At 59.7% G+C, this 20518-nt stretch carries 15 protein-coding genes and 2 pseudogenes; 8 read left to right on the top strand and 9 right to left on the bottom strand.

Annotation, left to right across the window (positions count from 1 at the left end; genetic code table 11):
• Positions 1-23: 23 nt before the first annotated feature.
• The gene (locus A6V37_RS24295) at positions 24-284 is read left to right on the top strand and encodes a hypothetical protein (RefSeq protein WP_064269473.1); all 261 of its coding nucleotides are present in this window, start codon (positions 24-26) and stop codon (positions 282-284) included.
• A gap of 260 nt (positions 285-544) precedes the next feature.
• On the opposite strand, the gene A6V37_RS24290 is transcribed toward A6V37_RS24295, so the two are convergent.
• A complete protein-coding gene (locus A6V37_RS24290; RefSeq protein WP_064269472.1) occupies positions 545-1186 on the bottom strand; it encodes a DNA methyltransferase in 642 nt (213 codons plus the stop codon).
• Positions 1187-2332: 1146 nt separating this feature from the next.
• On the opposite strand from A6V37_RS24290, the gene A6V37_RS24280 reads away from it, so the two are divergent.
• From A6V37_RS24280 to A6V37_RS24255, 6 genes and pseudogenes are all read left to right on the top strand, one after another.
• A complete protein-coding gene (locus A6V37_RS24280; RefSeq protein ID WP_064269470.1) occupies positions 2333-5266 on the top strand; it encodes a Tn3 family transposase in 2934 nt (977 codons plus the stop codon).
• 799 nt (positions 5267-6065) lie between these two features.
• Positions 6066-6551 (top strand): annotated as a pseudogene (locus tag A6V37_RS24275) (IS110 family transposase); the annotation flags it as partial.
• Positions 6552-7195: 644 nt separating this feature from the next.
• Positions 7196-7795, top strand: a complete 600-nt coding sequence (locus A6V37_RS24270) for a TadE/TadG family type IV pilus assembly protein (RefSeq protein ID WP_082902764.1) — start codon at positions 7196-7198, stop codon at positions 7793-7795.
• A gap of 47 nt (positions 7796-7842) precedes the next feature.
• Positions 7843-9051, top strand: a complete 1209-nt coding sequence (locus tag A6V37_RS24265) for a TadG family pilus assembly protein (protein ID WP_064269468.1) — start codon at positions 7843-7845, stop codon at positions 9049-9051.
• 427 nt (positions 9052-9478) lie between these two features.
• Positions 9479-9769, top strand: a complete 291-nt coding sequence (locus tag A6V37_RS24260; protein ID WP_064269467.1) for a hypothetical protein — start codon at positions 9479-9481, stop codon at positions 9767-9769.
• 254 nt (positions 9770-10023) lie between these two features.
• Positions 10024-10446: a response regulator gene (locus A6V37_RS24255; protein WP_075643548.1), complete on the top strand. Its 423-nt coding sequence runs from the start codon at positions 10024-10026 to the stop codon at positions 10444-10446.
• Between the two features lie 132 nt (positions 10447-10578).
• Here A6V37_RS24255 and A6V37_RS24250 read toward each other — a convergent pair whose 3' ends face one another.
• The 7 genes and pseudogenes from A6V37_RS24250 to A6V37_RS24220 form a co-directional block, all read right to left on the bottom strand.
• Positions 10579-11025: an SET domain-containing protein gene (locus A6V37_RS24250; RefSeq protein WP_064269465.1), complete on the bottom strand. Its 447-nt coding sequence runs from the start codon at positions 11023-11025 to the stop codon at positions 10579-10581.
• A 73-nt stretch (positions 11026-11098) separates the two neighbouring features.
• Positions 11099-11452, bottom strand: coding sequence for a hypothetical protein (locus A6V37_RS24245; protein WP_064269464.1), 354 nt, complete (start codon positions 11450-11452; stop codon positions 11099-11101).
• Positions 11453-11485: 33 nt separating this feature from the next.
• Positions 11486-12418, bottom strand: a pseudogene (locus tag A6V37_RS24240) (DNA-binding protein); the annotation flags it as partial.
• Positions 12419-12651: 233 nt separating this feature from the next.
• The gene (locus A6V37_RS39445) at positions 12652-13305 is read right to left on the bottom strand and encodes a hypothetical protein (RefSeq protein WP_082902762.1); all 654 of its coding nucleotides are present in this window, start codon (positions 13303-13305) and stop codon (positions 12652-12654) included.
• Positions 13271-14251, bottom strand: a complete 981-nt coding sequence (locus A6V37_RS24230; RefSeq protein ID WP_064269462.1) for an AAA family ATPase — start codon at positions 14249-14251, stop codon at positions 13271-13273. The genes A6V37_RS39445 and A6V37_RS24230 overlap by 35 nt, the downstream gene beginning before the upstream one ends.
• Positions 14252-14273: 22 nt before the next feature.
• A complete protein-coding gene (locus A6V37_RS24225) occupies positions 14274-16265 on the bottom strand; it encodes a hypothetical protein (RefSeq protein WP_064269461.1) in 1992 nt (663 codons plus the stop codon).
• Positions 16262-16897: a hypothetical protein gene (locus A6V37_RS24220; RefSeq protein WP_064269460.1), complete on the bottom strand. Its 636-nt coding sequence runs from the start codon at positions 16895-16897 to the stop codon at positions 16262-16264. Before A6V37_RS24220 ends, A6V37_RS24225 begins: the two co-directional genes overlap by 4 nt.
• A 187-nt stretch (positions 16898-17084) precedes the next feature.
• On the opposite strand from A6V37_RS24220, the gene A6V37_RS24215 reads away from it, so the two are divergent.
• Entirely contained in the window at positions 17085-18245 is a 1161-nt protein-coding gene (locus A6V37_RS24215; RefSeq protein WP_064269459.1) for a tyrosine-type recombinase/integrase, read from the top strand.
• A gap of 639 nt (positions 18246-18884) precedes the next feature.
• Here A6V37_RS24215 and A6V37_RS40935 read toward each other — a convergent pair.
• A complete protein-coding gene (locus tag A6V37_RS40935) occupies positions 18885-20153 on the bottom strand; it encodes a hypothetical protein (protein WP_131799898.1) in 1269 nt (422 codons plus the stop codon).
• Positions 20154-20518: the final 365 nt, after the last annotated feature.

Genomic DNA, 20518 nt, shown 5'->3' with positions numbered 1-20518 from the left:
CCGATCGCACGCAAGGAAAACAGATGACAACAACCGTTCAGATCACAATTCGCCCTGAGTGCCTGCAGCCGGCCGTCAACTGGATGGAACCCACCGGAGCGGAAATCCAGGAAGTGATTCGCCTCGCGGGATTCTCCGGCAGGCAGGCCGCTGATTTCCTTGGGCTCGCAGATAAGAGCGGCCGCCAGCTCAGACGCTGGATAAGCGGGGAAGCCGGCATTCCCTATTCGGCATGGGCGCTGCTCTGCGCTGCGGCCGGGTTAGGCCAGATATGGGAACCGTGAAGTTTGTCCTGGTCGACGGTACGCTCAGTATCACGACCGGGAGCCGGTGGATTGATATTGCGCGGCCCGTCCGGCGAAAACGGTAACCACATCAAATCAGACGGCACGCAGGTTGATCAGATCATCGTTCGAATCGAGGTCGGATATCCGGTAGCGGGAAGACGCTGACGGACGGTGATATCGCAATGCGCGTTGGTTTCCATTCCATGATGGGAAGCCCGTGAATGGCGCCCGTGACGCTACGTCGCGGGCGCATGACGTCATTCGGCGATCACCTCGCAACTGTTCAGGCGGGCTTGCGCAGCGGCATACCAGTTCGCGTCAAGCTCAATGCCAATGTATCGGCGATCCAGCTGCTGCGCAGCCACGCATGTCGAGCCGGAACCCGCGAACGGGTCGAGTACGACGTCGCCGGGTTGGGTAAAAGCCTTGATAAGCGGCATCAGGCATCCCAGGGGCTTTTCGGTCGGGTGATGGCGGTTGCCTGAGTACTTCCACGGAATGACGTCAGATACAGGCAGCTTCGGCACCGCGGGCGATCCCTTTGCAAGCAGGTAGGCAGATTCGTGCTGATATTTGACGAACCGCGCTTTGGATGCGTATGGCTTGGCGAACACGATGTGCCCAACGATCCGGAAGCCGGCACGCTTCCATGCGTCGAAAAACAGATCGGTCCGCGTCCACCCATAGAAGCTCGCGCACAACGCATCATTCCTGAGGACGCGAAACGTTTCAGCAAAGGCTGGTACAAGCCAGTCCGCATGAACATCGTTTGCGATCGAGCGCCCGCTGCGATCGTGATAATTGACAAGATACGGTGGATCGGTGAGGACGAAGTCGACGATCGCGTCCGGAATTTCCGGCAAAAGGTCGAGACAGTCGCCGTGCATGAGATAGCTCATCCTTGCTCTCCAGGAAGTTTAGGGCGTGGGTAGCAAGGCGACGCGTGCGGCCGCACAATTTCACTACCCGGCGCTGGCGAGCGTCGGGCGGGCTTCGGCGGTCAGGGGACCGTGGAATAATTGGGAGGCAGGCCGTAGGCGGGCACCGTTTATGCCGCGAAAGCCCTTGAAGGGGTGGGCTGGCGTGCGACACTCGGCGCGCGCGGCAGCACGCGCCGTCCGTCGGAGCACGACCGGCGATTGTTGGCGACGGGTAGTGAAATCCCGATTAGGATAACCAGGCTTTTTCGTTAACTGGCTTGATCCGGACGATGGCGCACGGGCACTCGGGCGGTGGTGCGTTGCTTTTTGACATGAGAAAGGCGACGTGACCGCGCAGCGGGCGCGTCATCTTTCGATCTGGAATGGCGCGCCGCGATCTGCAGCAAAAGGTTGCGGCGGCGCGAGACCTGCTTCCAGCGCATCGCCGGTCAGTATCGTCGCCTGGGGCTGCGCCGGAGAGCGGTGTCTCAGACAATCGATAATCCCGCACAATTTTTCAACCCCGCAACAGCGAGAGAATCAGGAGTTGTCCGGTGACTTTTCGATCAAGGAGCAGGTCCTTCCCGGATGGAGATTCTTTTATCGAACTACCTCGACCATTGCTCCCCCATCGTGTACGCGGAGCACATTGCCTTCGGGCGTCATCATTCGGGGAAGGTCAGCAGCGTTCGGCATCGCAGCTTTCCGGGGACCCTTCGCCGCGCGCGTGTTCGGTAGTGACTTCGCTACCGGCTCGGCGACCCGGCGTGGCGCAGCGTTGGACGCGTGACGTGGGAGAACTGCAACCTTGCGCGGCTTCGGCTTAATGCTCCGGGACGGCTGCATCTGTGCTTCGGGCGGGTTCCAGATCTCGACATAGTGTTCGCCTGCGACTCCCGTTGAAGCAACTGCAAGCAGCATTGCGCCCACGCTCAACAATCGAAACATATCCACTCCGTATGCGGGGTAATCGTCCTTTTCGTGCTAAATCTGGCGGTTCCTCCGTAGAGCCCTTATCTATAAGGCTGCCATCGGATCTAACTGTTGTCTGGAGGTCCCAAAAGCGCCTGCGATAACATACCTGCCCGCGACTGCGGATCGCGCGACCTTGATGGGAGGCAGGAGATGCCAGGTCTGGAATTTCGCTATGTGGGAAAGGATCGCCTGCCCACCCGATTGTCAGAATTCGACGTGGAGCGCTACTTCGCGTTGACTGACAGCGACGTTGCCGCCGTCAACGAGCATTTTCGGCGTGACCGCCGTGCCGGCGTCGCGATCCAGTTGGTCTTTCTGCGGGCGAGTGGCCACACTCTCGATCATGTCGGCACATTGCCACGCCAGCTGTTGCGCTATATCGGCGAGCGGCTCAGCCTGCCCACCCCCACGATTGCCTCTCTCCGCACGCTCTATCAGCGCTATAAGACGCTGTACGAGCATCAGGCCTGGACCTGCGAATACCTCGGCATGACGTCGATCAGACCGACCGACTGGGCGGAACTTGAAGCGTGGATGCGACAGGACGCCGCCGAATCGCTCACGCTCGACGAGCTGCTCCTGCACGCCCATTGCTGGCTGTATGAGCGTCGCATTCTGATACCTGCCGAGCGGAAACTGCGGGATCTCGGCCGGTCGATCTGGTCGGACGTTGAACGTGGCTTGCTCGCACTTATCGAGGCAACGGTCACAGAAACGCAGTTGATGCGCGCCGATGCTGTCCTATCTGCCCAGCACGACACCTCCGGCGTGAGAGTGCTCGAATGGCTCAAGACGCCGCCAGCGCGACACAGCCCCACGACGCTCACCGAAACCCTTGAGAAGGTCCGGTTTCTCAAGGAACTTGGCGCGCATACGTGGGAACTCGACGGCGTGCCAATCGCAAAGCAGCACGCATACGCGCAGCGCATCCAGGCTCGCCGTCCTGCGAAGGTCCGCGAACTCAAGCAGTCGACCCGCACTATTGAGCTGATCTTTTTCCTGCGCATCACGCTGCTCGAGCTGACGGACGCGCTACTCTATCAAGCAGGGCGCCGGGTCTCCGACCTCGTACGGCAGGCTTACGATCGCACGACGGTCCGGCAGGCACGTTCTGCTATCGAATACCGGCAGCAACTGGTCGCGATCAAGGCGCTGGTTCAGGATGGCAAGCGTACGGCGCAAGAGCGTCTCGACGATATTGGCAAGTTGCTTGAGGACCTCGGGGACAGGCCACCAGCAAGTCACGCAGCCAGCGTACGGGAAACGCTCACCGACGATCATCACCGCATCCGCAATCTGCTGGGGCCGTTACGTGAGCTAGGCTTCGTGGGCCGCGAAGCGGAACCGAGCCTGCGACAGCTCGAACTTGTCGGCACACTGTATGACAGCGGCGCGACCGAATTGCCGCCCGACTGCGATGTGCCGGTCAGCGCCGCCTGGCGCGATCTCGTCGAGGGTGACGATCGGACGCGCGCGTTGCGGGCACTGGAGGCATCGGCAATCACGGGTCTGCGCAAGGGGCTTCGCCGCGGCTCGGTCTGGATCAACCACAGCCTGTCGTTCCGGGAGCGCGACCAGTTGCTGATTCCACCCGCGCAATGGGAAAGCGAACGCGAACGCTACCTGTCGTCGCTCGGATTGCCGGGAACCGCGGAGCCGTTCCTCGAACGGTTGACGGAAAACCTCAAGGCAGGCCTGGCCGCGCTGGAGGAAGCGCGCGAGGCAGACCGCGTGACGATCGGGACCGACGGCGCGCTGCATCTGTCGGCTATCGAAGCGTTGCCGACCGATGGAATACCGAAACGCACGCGGGATCTGATATTCAGGGAGATCGGCACCGCACAGTTCGCCGACATGATCATGGAGATGGATGCCCACACTGGCTTCAGTGAAGTGCTCCGGTCACGCAAGGCGCGCGATGCGAACGAACTCGTCTCGCTGTACGCTGCGTTGATCGCCCATGGCACGGAACTGGACACGAAAAGCGTTGCCGCCATGATCCCGCAATTGGACCGGGCGCACATTTCGACGGCAATGCGCTTCCTTGAGATGCCCGGTCGGCTGCTGCGTGCAAACGATCGCGTGGTGCAGTTCCAGCGTACGCATCCGATTACGGAACTCTGGGGTACCGGACGGCAGGCATCGAGCGACTCAATGAGCCTGGATACGTCACCGCACCTCTTTTATGCGCGGGTCGATCCGCGACGTCGCACTCATGCGGTGGGCATGTATACGCACGTGCTGGATCAGCACGGCATTGTCTATAACCAGCCCATCGTGCTGAATGAACGCCAGGCTGGAGCGGCGATCGAGGGCGTGATCCGCCACAACGAGAACCGCGACGACGGCGGACTGTTGCGACTTTCAGTAGACACGCATGGATACACGAACGTAGGCATGACGGTGTCGAAGCTGCTCGGTTTTGATCTCTGCCCGCGTCTGCGCAACCTCTCGGAACGCAAACTGCATCTGCCGAAAGGCGTGGCTGCTCCCGAGGGACTGGCAGCGGTCGTCGCCTACGAGATCTCCATCAAGGCGATTCGCGCGGGTTGGACGGAACTGCTGCGGCTCGTCGCATCGATTCATGCGGGACGCGTGAGCGCAATGGTCGCATTGCAGCGGTTCGGCAGCGCGGCGCAGGGCGACCCGGTGTACCGGGCAGCGGACCATCTTGGCAGACTGCTGCGCACGCTTTTCCTGTGCGATTACTTCAGCAACATTGAATTCAGGCGAGAAATGCATACGCTGCTCAACCGGGGTGAATCAGTCCACCAGTTGCAGCGCGCAATCTATACCGGCAAGATTGCACCGGAGCGCGGACGGCGCCGCGACGAAATGATCGCGATATCCGGCTCTTTGACGCTGCTGACAAATCTGGTCATTGCGTGGAATACGCAGCGTATCCAGGCAACCCTTGATCGTTGGCGAAGCAAGGGTCAAGGGGTTGACGACGACTGGCTGCGGCGGATGGGGCCGGCGCACTTCGCACATGTCAATTTTCGCGGGACGTTGAGCTTTCCGATCGACCGCTATCGCGAAATGCTGCTCGACGCAGCGCCATGGCGACGCGTGGCCGGATCGTGAAGCGGTTCTGCAATAGAGCCGTGATCCCGGAGTTGAATCGGGACAACGCGACTCGTTTCCGAAGCAGTAGTTGCGACGAAACGTGCGCGCAAACAGCAGCGCATGGCGAGGATTTGCTAGCGGTACTCAATCACCCGCTCGCCTATCAGACGCAAGCGAACACAAGCGCCAGATTTGGCATCAAAAGGATTCGTTCCCGCAAAACAGGAAATTCACATCCCATTGTTTTTAAATGAAAAATCAAATCAAACCGCCAGATTTAGCACGAAAAGGACGATTACCCCAGAATGCCAATGTTGCCCGCATGCCGTTCCGGTGGTGTGACTATCGTGCCTGTGGTGACCCGCAGAGCGATCTGGAGCAGCCGGATTTGATGCAGTTCCGGACGGGCGCGATCCGGGCAGGGTCCGTCCAGCCACAGCGCGTTAGCCAACGCAATCTTCGGGCATTGGACGCCGCGCGGCTCGATCGATCTACCGATTCGCAATCCGGCAGCAAGCGAACTCCTCAAGGCCGGCAAGCCGTACTACTTGACCTTCGCGGAAGTCGCCGGACCTGTTGGCAGATTCGGCCTAGGCTGCCCGCAGCATGAAAAGTTCTATACAGGCCAATCACTTTGCGCGGGTAGTGGGCGCGTTATCCACAACTCTATGCACCGAATCTGTGGATAACGTGGCGCTTATGCACAGACCACCTCGAAATTCTGTTTCATTTGTGATCCTCTACAGTGCAAGGCCGCCACAGCCACAGCGTCTCCTCAATCGGCCGTATGCTGCTCGTTTCGCCCGGTCCTGGCTGGGCGCGTGGGTCGCTGTTCGAAACAGTGCGCACACTCGCGCCCGGAGTAATCTTGATGGAGGCGTGCGGCACCGCTCATCACTGGGCACGGCGTTTCCAGTCTCTGGGCATCGAGGTCCGCCTAATCAACCCGCAGTATGTGACGCCGTTCGTCAAGACCAACAAGAACGATCGCAACGATACACAGGCGGTTGTGGAAGCCGCGAGCCGGCCTACCATGCGACTTGTGACCGTCAAACCTGTCGAGCAACAGGATATCCTGGCCGCGCACCGCATGCGCGCGATCCTGATTCGCCAGCGCACCGCGCGGATTAACCCGATGCGTGGCCTGCTCGGAGAGCGTGGGTTCACCATCGCACGGTCGCCGGAAGCCGTCAAATGTGCAACTCCGGAACTGCTGCAAACGAGCGCCGACGAGCTGACTGAGTTCTGCCAGACGCTGCTGGCAGAACTGCTGCAGCATCTGACTGTGATTGAAGAGCCCATTTAAGGACGGGGCGCGCGGATCTCATCGAGGCGACGGGCGTGCTTCGGCAACTGCCCATCTGGCAAGCCGGATACATGCATGCAGACCATTTCGATATCACGAACAAGAAGCTTGCAAGAGGCGCCGGGTCCATACAAGCACGAAAAGGACGAATACCCCGTATTGGGTGCCGCAGCGCAACGATGTACCGGCCTCGGCCACGTTAGTTTGCGGGTTCACGTGTATGAGCCACGTCTCAAATGTGAGGCATTTGAGTCAAGACAGCAATTTGACCCTCTCTTGTGCGCAGTCAACAGGCGCACTCTTGCATTAGCGGGCGGCGGTATGGGTGCTCAGGCTGTAGCGACGATGCTGGAATAGCTAGCGGTATGTGCCCGATTAAGGAAAACACGGCGGGGTGGGCAAGCCGAGGCTGTGCCGGTCATGGTGGCAAGGCAGCCGACGTTGCGGATGTGAACCATTTTTGCCGGATATCTTCGAATGAGCACCGGTCGACGATATTGGTTTCCGCGCCAAGCCTTGATTTCCCGATGCTGGCATAGTCCGTGCGGCGCGGACGGTCACGCAGGAGAGATGGGCATCAATGAACGGGTCAGTTCATAGGTATGGGACCCCATCGAAAAACATCGCCAACGGGGCATCTGATGAGAAAATTTGCGTGCAGCAGCGCGGCGAGTACCGCGCGCGCGGAGAAATCACAGCATCGCGCCGCTCTTTCGCGGCACCACAATCATCATCAATCAAATGCAGATCCATCTCAGCGGGGCGCCAGGCGGCAGTCCGTGTCCGGGATCAGGATTGGTGCGCGACGTCAATCCGGGACAGCGGTTGTTGAGTTCGGACTCGTTTTACCCCTGCTTCTCTTGCTGCTCTTCGGAATTATCGAATTCAGCGTCATGCTTTACGACAAGGCAGTGATCACCAATGCCAGCCGTGAAGCAACGAGACAGGGGGTTGTGTACAGCATGCCGTATCCGGCTTCCGCTGTGATTGTTAGTACTGCCACGGGCAATCTGGCGAAGAACCTGATTACATTCGGTGGAAGCGGGACTCCGTCCGCTACCGTTAGCCCGACGACAGGATGCACGACCACCGGCACACCACTCACTGTAACGGTGAGTTATCCGTTCACGGGCCTCGCGATAGGCAGCGGCGTTGTTGAGGGCACCCCACTCAACCCGTTAGCCGGTTTCGCCAAGAATGCGCTCACGTTGACCGCGTCCACGACAATGAATTGCGAGTGATCCTTGCCTTTGCATCGCATGCGGACACATAAAGCAGGGAAGAAAAAATGAACGCGAACCCTCACGCTCAGGCCCTTCGCCGCCAGGCGCGGAAACATCAACAAGGTGTGGTTGCAATTCAGGTGGCGCTGTTTCTGGTGGTCCTGCTCGGCTTTGCAGCGCTCGCAATCGACATTGGACGCGCGCTGGTTGTGCGCAACGAATTGCAGAACGCCGCGGACGCCGCTGCACTTGCCGGTGTCAACCAGCTTACTGGCCTCGTCGCCGCACCGGGAACGGTCGCGCCCGCTGGCAAGTGGAATTCAGCGGACAGCGCGGCGCAATCGGCGGTGGGCACCGCCATTACCGGCAATCATGCAAATGGCGCAGCCCTGATTGACGCGCAACAGATTCAAGTGGGATATTGGAACGTGCAGGGATCGCCGGCTGGCATGCAAGCGACGACCATCACACCTGGACAATACGACTTTCCCGCTGTCCAGGTGACCGTGAGCCTTTCGGGCAAGCACAACGGTGGACCTTTGCAGCTCCTGTTGGCACCCGTGCTTGGGATATCGTCGATGCCAATCAGCGCGACAGCGACCGCAGCCGTCGCCACGCCCGGCTCCACTGCAAGCCCAGATAATCTGTTCCCTCTCGCCATCTCGCAGTGCCTTTATAAACAGTTCTGGAGCACCGCCAACAACGCGCCCGTTCTGTCACCCACCTCGGGAGTCAACAGCACATACTCCGACTACCCTCAAACAGCGGGGCAGCCGTATGTCTTCCAGATACAGTCGATCTACCACACCGCCAGCAATAACAGTTGCCAAGGGGGAGAATGGACGCCGCTGTCTGCTCCAAAAGATAACAGCGATAAAAACAACCAGAATGTCATTACGAATATCACCAATGGGGTGTCGAGTGGGGCCCCTTCCGTGACCACCGGACAACAGATATGGGTTGAGAATGGCACGAAGAGCAACCTCTTCGGCCTTACAGATGCATGCAGTGAGCTGGACGGCAATGGCGCATGTGCCTACGTGATGGTACCCGTCGTGACCGACGTCACCCCAGGCTCCGACCAGACCGTTCAGGCACTTGCCTGCCTGCATATACTCAAGGCGCCCGGAAAGGGTGCCAATGCAGACGTGTACGTCCAGATGGAGAGTCTCTCCACCATGCCGTCGTCCCGGCAATCCAAATGCACTGTTACCGGTTCGGGCGGCGGGACCACTTATTACGGTGGCTATATGCCACCAAAATTAGTTCAGTGAATCAGACAGCGAAGGCTCCGCCCGACGGCGATCGAATACTGATCGCTGTCCCGCTACCAACGACTACATACTAGATTGCAGTTTCGCGCACACGCCGATAACGTGGGGACGCGCACGGCGCAGCAATATCTTCGAAGTGCAATTTCGGCGTCCGCTGCTCCTGCAGTTCCGGTCGTTCGAGTTGATGCGACGAGTGCCTGCTTCGGGTCGGCTACGGTCCGACGCGCAATGCACGGGCTGCGAGTTCACGCATGCGGGACATCGGTCAGGGTTCGGCGAGGAACAGTCAGTGGACTGCAAGCCCAGATCGTTGGCAATCTGCAAGCAATTCAACGAATGGTCTCGAAGCGCTCGACGCGGCGCGGTGAAATGTGGCATCGCGCTTGCTATATCCTGGGATAAAGGTGCTAGGACTCGGGAGACGATGATGGATGGCGTGAACAGTGACTACGACGACTGCCGGGTGCTGGTGGCGACTCTGCGCAGCAGGGTCATCCGTCACGGACATACTGATCAAAGGCGGCTGCGCGCGGAGATCGGGCAACTGATAGATCTGATGGAAACCATCGGGCCACCCGACGAACCGTTTCGCAGCCGTCTCGATGCTGCGAGGTCATTGGTCGTACTGGAGCGCCTGTCGGCCGCGCTTGATCGAGTCGATGCACTGCTGTCGGCCGTGCGACGCGCCGGGCCGGCTCCGCGCTGGAAAAGACAATGATGAGGGTTTGCGCTTGCGAATGCAGTGATGCCGCAGTGTTGCCGGTTCGTGGTGGTGGCTTTGTCGAGGAGGCAGTTCGCCGGCACACGACGAGGCCGATTAAACGCATTGCGGCGCGCATGCCGGCACTATCCCACCTTCGCCATTTTTTCCCGGGAATGAGAATTGCGCCGGACCATCTAATGGAAAAGCATATGTGTGTTTAGATTGCCGTCCCAAGATATCGAAAGCCCCTTCCCCCTTCCGTTACTTTCATGGGATATCCAAATTATCACTGTCTCTGGACTGACCGGAGAGTAGAGTCAGCAACCGGTAGGCGGCGGCTACTCGTCGTTGACGACAATATGTTGGGTGCAGCCGCCGTGATCGCGGTACTGAAGGACGAAGGCTTCGATACCGAATTCGCTTCGAGTGGACACGATGCAGTGAACTTCGCCCGGCGCTGGGTACCAGAGATAATTCTCCTCGATATCAACATGCCTGAGCTCGACGGCTTCCAAACTGCAGGGATTCTCCGTTCACTGCTTACGACAAGCGCCGCCGCAATCGTTGCGTACACCTCTGAGGACGAAACGACAATCCATGATCGCGGTGTCTCGGCAGGATTTGATGCCTACTGTCAAAAAGGAACATCTCCCGAGGCTCTGATTTTTCTCATCACGTCATTAATGCGATAACACAACGACCGCGAATCGTTTCTAACGGCCGCTTCTTCGCAAGCCGAAGGTCACTTACGGGTCCCGCTCAGCGACAGTCGGAGAGTCCGCACCTGGACGCCTGGCGCGCGAACAAATCCGGATCCTGGGCCCCTATTCGTTCCCCATGGTCAGCATCGAACCGGTACACCGCTTCGTTCCGCAGCGGCACGCATAGTCGGCGGCCAGTTCGGGAGTCATCCCCTCATCGGTCGTGAGTCCGTAGGCGATAAAGAGTTCGTCGCCGGGCAGCACGTCCCTGAGCGTCCCGATAAAAACCCGCCCCCGCTCGTCCTCGATCGCCTCGCAGTTTGGCTGGCAGGAGTGGTTCAGCCAGCGGGCACTGTTGCCGCCGACACTACCGTCGATCACGCGCCCGTCAGCCAGTCCGAAAATGAACGTGTGGCCGCGCACGCCGGATCGCCGGTACCGGGCAGAGGCCCGTCGCCACGATGTCACCTCACCGCGATATTCGAAGATGCGCTGGCCAGCTGGGATTGCCTGCAGCGCGAACACGCCTCGCCCGTGGACCGATGATTTCCTGACCGTCACGCGCCGCACTTCATCACTCCCGATCCGTTGAAGGCTGCGAGCATACCGAGCGGCACGCTGCGCGGCAACCGGTACCGTCGCGTCAGAACAACCGGGTCTGTCTGGGGTCGCGTGGCGGGGGGCGGGATACGTCAGTCCGGCTGGTTTGCCGGCGTTTGCCGCTCCTGTCTCCGACCCGCTGTAGCCGTGCCAGCATCACGCATTGCACTGCCCCATCGTTGAAGCGCAACTCGAACGCGCCGGTTTCGCCGGGCAGACACCGCGCCGTCGCGCGGAACGACAGGCGCAGACCCTGCCGCTTCGCGCGGGCCATCATCTGCGTGCGGCTCATGCCCGGCCAGCAATCCGACATGAAACGCGTCACGGTCCCGGGCAGGGACTCAGGCGCGACGCCCGGCGGAAGCGTCAGTCCGGCGAGCAGATAGATATCAGCCATGCACCCGTTTCCTGGTGGCGAGTACCTTTGCATTTATACCGCTTTTTTTCGCCGCGTTACTGCTTTGGCCGTCGGCACCGTGGGGGACGAACGGGTCGCCGGTGGTGCCTTCCGGACTCCAGCCAACGCGGACGACGCCCGGGTTTCCCGTGCACGCGTTTCCGCTTCCCGCAGCGTCATCATCTCGGTCTGCAGCCGTAGGTTCTCGGTCTGAACAGCGTCAAGCCGCCCCTGCAGCACGCCAGCCTGATGACGCGCGTCGCCCAGCTGCGCCTGTATGGCTTCAATCGCACGGCGATGGTCGGCGTCCTTGTGGTCCGCGCGACGCATGGCTTCGTCCAGCTCCTTCTGCAGCTTGGCCGCGGTACTGCGCTCACGATCGATCTCCAGCAGGGCGCGCTTTTCGGAGGCCCGGAGGCGGTCTTCGGCGCGTTCCGCCGCTTCGCGTTGCTTCCCCAGATCGCGCGAAAACCCTTCCCTTACCTCCACGAGCTCCTGATCGCGGGCAGCCAGCGCTGCCCTGATCCGCGCCAGCTCCCCCTCCAGTGCCTGCCGCTGCGCGTGGCCTTCGGCCTGCGCCTTATCCAGTTCGCGGATCTCGACCTGCGCGGCCAGCAGCGCGGCGGTGCGCTGCTCGAGCGCGGTCTCGGTGCGACCCAGCTCGTCCCGGGCAGCCACGACCGACTGCTGCGCCTCGACGCGCTGCGCCTCGACTTCGCCGCGCAGTGCATCGAGCGCAGCCTCCGCCGATGCGGTAGCGCGCGTCCAGAGGGTGGCGACCAGTTCGCCGGCGGCGGCACCGAGGTCGGCGGGCAGGTCGGGATGGTCGATGCGCACCCGGCTCTTCTCGCGCAGTTCCGCCCAGAACTCGCCGAGCACCGCAGTCGGCGTGCCCATGCTGCCCCGCCGGACCAGCTGATACAGCCGGTTGGCGGTTGGCGTGACGCCGTGGCCGTAGATCAAAATAAATTCGTCACCGTTTACGAATTAATAGCGTCAATTCGGGTACACGCAAGGGTGGCGACTGCGGCGAACGCCGCAAAATCAGGCATCTAGCGTGAGCGAATTAAACCTGTCACGGCGCTCGCGCTGCGAAGGTGTCAATTGCTGGACGCCCTCGATTCTCCCTATGCTCTCCCCGCACTTGCGGAGCAGAGGTGAGGCGAAACGGGAGCCGTTTGCTCGCTTTGCCAGCGTCACTAGCCGCGACAACGCTCAAGATAGCGACGTGTGAATGCCTTGCGATGCTCGGGTCTCATCGGCTGCGCATTGTATGGCGTCCAGCCATAACGCGCGTATGGCGCAAGACAGTTGGCACAACGGTACCGCGCTTCAAGCAGCCGAACACTTATGCGATGCGGCGTCTCATGCCCGCAGCGTCGACATCGCGACTCCAGAATGCCGTGATGGGCGGGACACTGGCTCAGGCTTTCAAGCTGATGCACGACACTGTGATAGCCCAGCGTCAGACAGTGGCGACAGAAGCGAAAGGCGTCGCTGTACCGTTGCCGCTCCGTTCCCTCTATCAGCGCGCTGTGCAGCACTTTCCCGGGCAGGCCAAGATTTTCCCGAAGTCGGTCAACATCAACGATCCCCCGGCGTGGCGCGACCCCTTCGTAGGGGTCAACGTCCGGCCCCATGAGCCGGGCCACGACGGCGCCCGACAAGGCATTGGCCTTCTCGAATTTCCACAGGATCGAGATCAGCGACTCATGGGGGTGTAGCCACTTCCTCCGAAACACGTAGCCCAGCGCCGGCGTCAGCTTGCTCTCGTCGAGCGTCAGGATCGGGAATCGTGGCTCCTGCAGCAGCGTCCCGCTACGCCGCGGCGACGAGGACGCGTCCGGTTGCATGGCGAGACTGTACATAACCGCAGTGGCGTACCGCGTGTTCCCACAGGACCTGATCGGGGCGATAGCCTCGCGCGTCCTGTAGTTCACTATCCTTGAGGACGATCTCGACGGCGCGGGCAAACGACTCCATCGGGATCTCTAGTTGCCCTGGAAGACTGGCCTTGTGGTGCGCCTTCTCGAACGCGTTCCACAGCACGTCTGCGTCGTTGACGAGTCGATATCCAGCGTCAAACGCCTGCGGAACGTAGAAGCGTGTAAAGCTCCATCCACTTCCTTCCGGATAGGCGGTCTGATCGTAGCCGTTCAGGCATGTCGCGACGTCACGTGCATTGCGTATGCCATAAAATGACAGCTCCTCGACCATGAGACGCGCGACGATCTGCGTCTTGCCCGCAACCTGCATCGCGGTCTTCTGCGCGACCAGCTCCTGTTGACCGACAAGAATGGTGAACAATTTGATTTGCTGGCGGTCCAGCGCGTCATGAACATCACGCAGCCATTCATATTCGTTGTCGTTGTATCGTTGGGCCTCGTCGCAAAAGAGCAGCACCATCCCACTGCCCGAACAGGATGCCGCTTGACGGATTCTCAGCGTCAGGCGCATCCGCTTTGAAGGATTGGAGCCAGCGTTCGGATCCGGGTCACCGACCGCCTCAAGCAGATTTGCGAAGAACGGCCCCTCGGCATGACGCGGCTTGTGCTCGCATTGCGCATGGTAACTCGTCATCCGCGGATAGTTGCGCGCCAGCAGCAGCCGGACATATTCAATTGCACGGGTCTTGCCGATGCGTGACGGCCCATAGATAAGCGCGCCCATAATCCGGTAATGCAGACATCGAACTACCAGTTCATAAAAAGACTCGATAGCCGGTGTGGCAATGCGGTAGTTGCCTGTCACGAGCGGGTGTAGCGATGGATCGATTGGACGAGGTATCTCAAGCGACATGTTGCCTCCCACGAACGTCTGATTAAAAGACCTGGCCGGTGCCAATGGTGAGCTTTCGGGGACGCGTTGGCCCCCGCAGTGCTGCTACTCCTTCGGTCTCTGGTTCCGACGGCCGTTCCGCCGTAAGCTCAGCAACCGTTACAGTTGTCGGAGGGCCTACGGGCGGACGTGCTGTCGACGCAGCTGACATAACGCGCATCGCCTGCGAGAGGTCCGAGGCTGCCCTGCGTGTCTTCTTCGCCTTGGCCAGTTTGCCTTGAACGTACTCTTCGATCGGATTTGCCTCGACCGATGTCTGCGAACGTCGGTTACCCTTCTCCTTGAGGATTTCCTGCCGCAGTTTGAGATTGTGTGGCATCAGGCGCCAGGCGCCTTGCACATCGAGAACGCCCAGTTCGGTACCGTCCGGCAGGAACGCGCGCACGCTACGCATATCGTCCGCGTTCATATAGACCAGCAATCGCTTGCCGATGAACTGTGTGCTGCACGCAAGCACGGCGCTCGTATATCGAGCGCCGTGCAGATTGATATGTGGCCGGACACCTTTGCCGAGATAGGCGCGCACCTGGCAATGTATTGCCGATTGCATCAGGCAGAGGGAACGCCGGTGATGTTCCGGGAGCCACGTGAGCAGTTGCTGACTGCCGCGAACGAAATATTCCATGGCCTCCAATGGCGTGACATTGTTCAGCCCGGCGTGCGGCGTGCCATGGTAGCTCGCGATCGCGTACTCGATCAGTTCCTCCAGTTCGTCGAGTGATACGTACAGGCGCAGGTTACCTTTTGGATCCGCCAGAGCACGGCGCAAGTCACGCGGATGCGAACCCGTGTAACCCGGCAACCTGGACGACAGCCTGCCGGCTATGGTGCCAAAAAAGCGTTCGATATAGGGTCGCTCATCTGGACTGTACTTCGGCCCGGCATCAACACAGCAACCGACGAATTCGCACAATGCAGCGCGTGACTCGTTTGCCAGGTTCGCCTTCGCGTTGTCAAGCTTCATCCACTCCCACGTGACGTATGCGAGTTCCGGCAACCGTTGCGATGGGAATCCGTCACGTGGTCCGTAGGTTAAGCCTGGAATCGTGAAGGATCGTGGTCGATGCGGTTCCAGTGCGTTCTCGATTGTCTTGATGACGTCATAGCGGCTGTATTCGCGTCCCAGCGCAATGTGATAGCCGAGCACCGCCCGGGTGCAGACGTCAATGATCGCGAGTAGCCAGACGCGCTCAATCTCGAACTCGTGCTCGAAGCCCAGTTGATCACGCACTACTACCTTGAGCCGGATATCGAGCCGGTGCCCATCAAACTCCACGACCTGGTAAGGCCGCGTTGCTGGTGGACTGCCAAAATCGTCCTCGTGGCGTGGTATCCCTTTCAGGTGCGAAGCTCCTGCCGCCCGCGCGCCTGTGGCGAAGTTGCGCAGCATTTCCGCCTTCAGATGCGCTGCCAGTGAACGGATCGCCCGCCCGCGGGTATTGAAAGGGTAGTCTCCAACCGTTAGCCCTGCGGAGCGGCACTGCCACAGAAACTCGACGTGCAGCGGTTGCAAACCGCTCAACCTCGTATGCAGCCGGCCTTCGGTATGGATCTGCTCGAGCGTGACACGACGCCGTTTGACCTGCAAACGTAGCCATGCTGAAAGTGACGGGTAGCGTTCGAGAAGTTGGGAGAAAGCGCCTGCCGTACCGCGACTGCCCCGCTCTCCCCTCACAGTGATCTGGCCCAGTCGCGCGTATTCCGTGACTCTCACGTAATTCTGCAGCCCGCGGAACCCGTAAATCCGTCCATCAGGGTGATGTGACAGTCCACGTTCCAGCCATCGATAGAGCTGCCGCCTGTTCACGCCAGTCGACTGCTCAATGCCCTTGACCGGTTCACCCCGCGCGAAGCGCTCGATCGCCTGCATTCGTATCTTGATAACCTTACGTGCCTTCGCGTCGAAATCTGTCCATGCGACGGCGGGCCACGACGCGAGATCGAGCGCCTGCAATTCGGGTTTGCGACGGCTCATGACTGGCTCTCTTGAGACGCGAATCGCGTCATCGACGACAATGCGTCGGTTCGCAACTCAGGGGCGCTCACGCGGCCTGCATACAGCAGCCCGAAGACTGCCGCCCGCGCGAGAATCGGATCGCCCGCTGAAAACTTGCGCTCGATGGAAAGCAAGGACTGAGGACTGCAGATGAACTGCTCAACCGCGTCAAGGAGAGACGCGGGCACGAGGCCACGGGTGACGACGATACATGGCAGCATGCGCTTCCAGTTGTCAATCCACATGCGCGATGCCGCCAGATCGGCCGGACTGACGCTCCGGATATCGATCGAGTTGACATCCCTGAACTTGCCGCCGCGCGTTGGATCGTCCGCGGTAACCGGCCCCGGGAGCAGGATTAGCTCCTGCCGGTCTGCGAAAGAGACCCAGAAGTCAGCAAGCTGTCGTTGTCCACGAAGCTGAACGTACCCAGGGCGCTCGCAGAATACCCGTATTGCCGGATCTGTTTCGATGAGGATCCACTGATCGAATGCGCAGCGTCGATAGAACGTCAGCCGCCGGTTGAGCTTCGGACTGAACGCTTCCAGCCGGTGCGCGCCGCGTGGCCGATCAAGCGCGACAGGCTGCGGATTATCCAGAAAATCTTCCACGAGATTAACGCAGTAGGCACGGGCTTCGAAGTCTAGGACGCGAATTGACGAAATTAATGCGGACTTATGCGAATTGACGATTTAATTTAGTTGCGAGTGCAAATAAAATTGTCAATTAAAAATGACGCCAGCTTATACGCCTTGTCTTTGACGGGATTCTGGATTGACAGACTTATTTTGATCGACGGTGCTCGAACTGCCCGCCGACCTCGACGGCCGCGATGGCTCGAACCGGTCGCATGGCCATTCCCAGATCGCCGCCCGCGATGATCTCGCCGCGGTGCGGGCGTGGCTCGCGCGGGTTGCCGACAAAAAGACCACGTTCGAGAATTACCGCAAGGAAGCCGAACGGCTCCTGCTGTGGGCTATCGTGCAGCTGGGCAAACCGCTGTCGTCGCTCACGCACGACGACCTGCAACTGTTCCGCCAATTCCTGCAGGACCCGCAGCCGCACGAACGCTGGGTCGCCGATGGTGGGCGCAAATACCCGCGCCATGATCCGCGCTGGCGACCGTTCTACCGGACACTCCGGCCGAGCAGCCAGTACCAGGCGATGGTGATCGTCAACGCGCTATTCGCGTGGCTCGTCGAAGCCGGCTATCTGGCCGGCAACCCTCTGTCGTTGTCGCGCCAGCGCGCCCGCCGTTCCAAGCCCCGGATCACGCGTTATCTCGACCGCGAGCTGTGGCAGGAAGTGAAGGCCCATATCGACAGCCTGCCGAAGGACACGCCCCGCGAGCGGGAGCGCTACCTGCGCGCTCGATGGCTGTTCACGCTGTTCTATCTCGGCGGTCTGCGCATCTCCGAGGTCAGCGGCAACACCATGGGATGCTTCTTCTGCCGGCGCGATGCAGATGGCCACGAGCGCTGGTGGCTCGAGGTGCTGGGCAAGGGCGACAAGGAAGGGCTGGTGCCGGCCTCTGCGGAAATGATGGTCGAGCTCGGACGCTACCGGCGCGAGCGCGGCCTGTCCGCCCTGCCCTCACGGCATGAGGCCACGCCGCTCGTGCTGCCGCTGGGCCAATCCATGAAGCCGCTGACCCGCGCCGCACTCCACACCATCGTCAAGAGCATCTTTGCCGGGGCGGCCAAACGGCTCCGCCGGCGTGGTGAGGACTCCGCGGGACAGGCGGACCTGCTCGAGCAGGCCTCCGCCCACTGGCTGCGTCACACGGCCGGATCGCACATGGCCGACGGCGGCGCTGATCTGCGGACCGTGCGCGACAACCTGCGGCACGCCTCGCTGACGAGCACCAATCCCTACCTGCATACACCGGACGACGCACGTCATCGGGAGACCGAAGAAAAGCACCGGATAGACTGGCAGGTTTCGACTGACAGCTCGTGACGGGTCGCTGGAAACGCGGTTCGGCAGCCTCGAAACGCAAGTTCTCAGGCCGTCGATTAAAGCCTCATTCACATGCTTCGTCTGTCGGACATCCAGTATTCGACTCTGCTTGTAACCGGCCGTCGGATTGCCGGAGAGAACCTTACTGCCACGGCCGTTGCCAACGACCAGCTAACGACGTCGCTGGGGCGGCTGCAGATCGCTTTCCCGCCATTTGCATGTCGATGGCTGGAGGGCCGGGTCGCACTATCAGAGAATGCGTGCTCTCGACCCAAGGGACGGCCAATCTTCCGGGAAGCGGACATTGATCAACGACGAGCAGCAAACAGTCCACGTCGAGACGATGAACGGTAACTTGCGGCTGATGTTGTCACCAATTGCCGCATCCTGCCGCGACTGCTCAGGCGTGGTCGAGAACGAGTTCCATGCCACCGATAGCCTAACGCAAAAAGGCCGGAGGCCCCCACATTCCGGGCCTGTGCATTCACGTTTCGCGAGGATATGCGCCTCTCGAACAATTCTCGACAGGTTGCTATCGTAGATCGCGCCGCTCGCACAAAGCTGTACGTCTGCCGGAACGATGGTGCGCCACCTTTGCAATCTTGCAAGCCGGCTACCTGCGGACCAACAAGGTTTCGGCTAACACGACGGTGCACTCGTATATGGAGTACCAAACGTTGTCAACGTACCAAGAGGTATCTGTTTGATCGAATCTGTTCCCGTCGGAAAGTTAAGGACGAGATCTGCGCCTGCTGCCGGACCAAGTGAATATTTGAAGCATGTCGACGGCGGACTTGTTGCAAGTGACTTTACTCCTAGGGTCCCGGCAAGTCCGTATTTCACCATGGTTCCAGCCGACGCGAATATATTGGCCGACTCATCTGCCGGCCACAAAGCGTGCGGAATGAACGACGTAGGTGTTCTCTCCAATGCCACGGCTAGACCAAGCTTGAATCCGAAGAATACCGTTGCCGTTGCTTCTGCTGACGTGGAGGTTACTTCGCCCTGGGCGGAGGTCAAGGTACTTGAAGTAGTTACATTGTCGTTGGAGTCGCTAAGATTAATTTCATAGTTCAAGGTTGCATCGACGAGGGGAGCAGAAACGAAAAGGGAAAAAGGTATATTTAGAACCATGAAGCCCAATGTATAAGGAACAGGGAACTGCGGCCGGAATAACTCAAAATCTTGGTCCGCAATGAGCTTCCCCCCAAGGATGCCAATGCTACCCCTGAAATAAGGCTCAGCTGACAGAATGGTAATTAAATGTTGTCCTGCTGACTTGTGGATATTGACCTTGACATGAAAGTTCTTGATTCCAAGCGTCCCTGATATTCCCACCGAATTGCTAGATTGCGACCCTGAACAATTGAAATCGGCGTTAGATGCGGCATTGTCTATCTTGCAGTCTATCTTTGTGTCACCAGGTAGTGATATCGCAACGTTGCTTTTTGCTGCGGCAGAATCGAGAGTCAGCCCGATGTCTGGAGATGTCTCGATTACTGCTCGTGATGGATCAAGGTCAGAAAGAGTAAAATCCCCTGTCACCTGAATGTCTGATATTACCTCATCGAAATAGGCGTCCCGCGTTCCGATCGTATAGGGGGGTTGCGAGCCGACGATCTGTGTAATTACATAAGCACGATCATTGTATATAAACACGGAACCGACATCGTAATTGCCGATGTTTGCCGCTGCGGTAAATGCATTCGAAGAGTTCTGGGTGACGTTCGGATTTCCACTTAGATCCGTGACGCCGGGCTGCAAAGTCTTGGTCACAACCGCGTTTCCGAAGGCGGATGTGACTGTTTTCCCCGGATCGGAATTTTTCGATTCTCCGCCGCCGCCGCATGCCGCAAGAAGAATCGCGCTCACAATGGAAAGAATGCTATTACGGACACTTAGCTTCATTCTGCACCTCCGGGGGAAAGGACAGATGACGGGCGAAATCCTACTGCTTTGGCATTCAGCCTAGTAGGACTTGAAGATGTCCCACTGTTCGTTGCCACACATAAAGCGCGGGATGCGCGATGAACGGCTAAGCACTAGGGGCGAGCGCTTATGCCGCGTCATCAAGCGTGATGATGCAGAATTGTCCGATAGTGGTCTGAGAACAAGATCTCGCGTCGCTAGTTAACCAAGGTCACGACATACTCGCTATCACCCTCGGTTTTGGGAACGTTGATCGATATTGATGGATATTGGATCCTCTAACCGGCTGATCGACGATTTCGGAGACAGTGTCGAGCCTCCGCTTGTGGCCGACGGATAGGGGG

Origin of the sequence: Paraburkholderia ginsengiterrae (assembly GCF_001645125.1) — a bacterium.
Lineage (GTDB): Bacteria > Pseudomonadota > Gammaproteobacteria > Burkholderiales > Burkholderiaceae > Paraburkholderia > Paraburkholderia ginsengiterrae.
The sequence above is the reverse complement of the archived record's forward strand: the minus strand, read 5'-3'. Positions and strand labels throughout refer to the sequence as shown.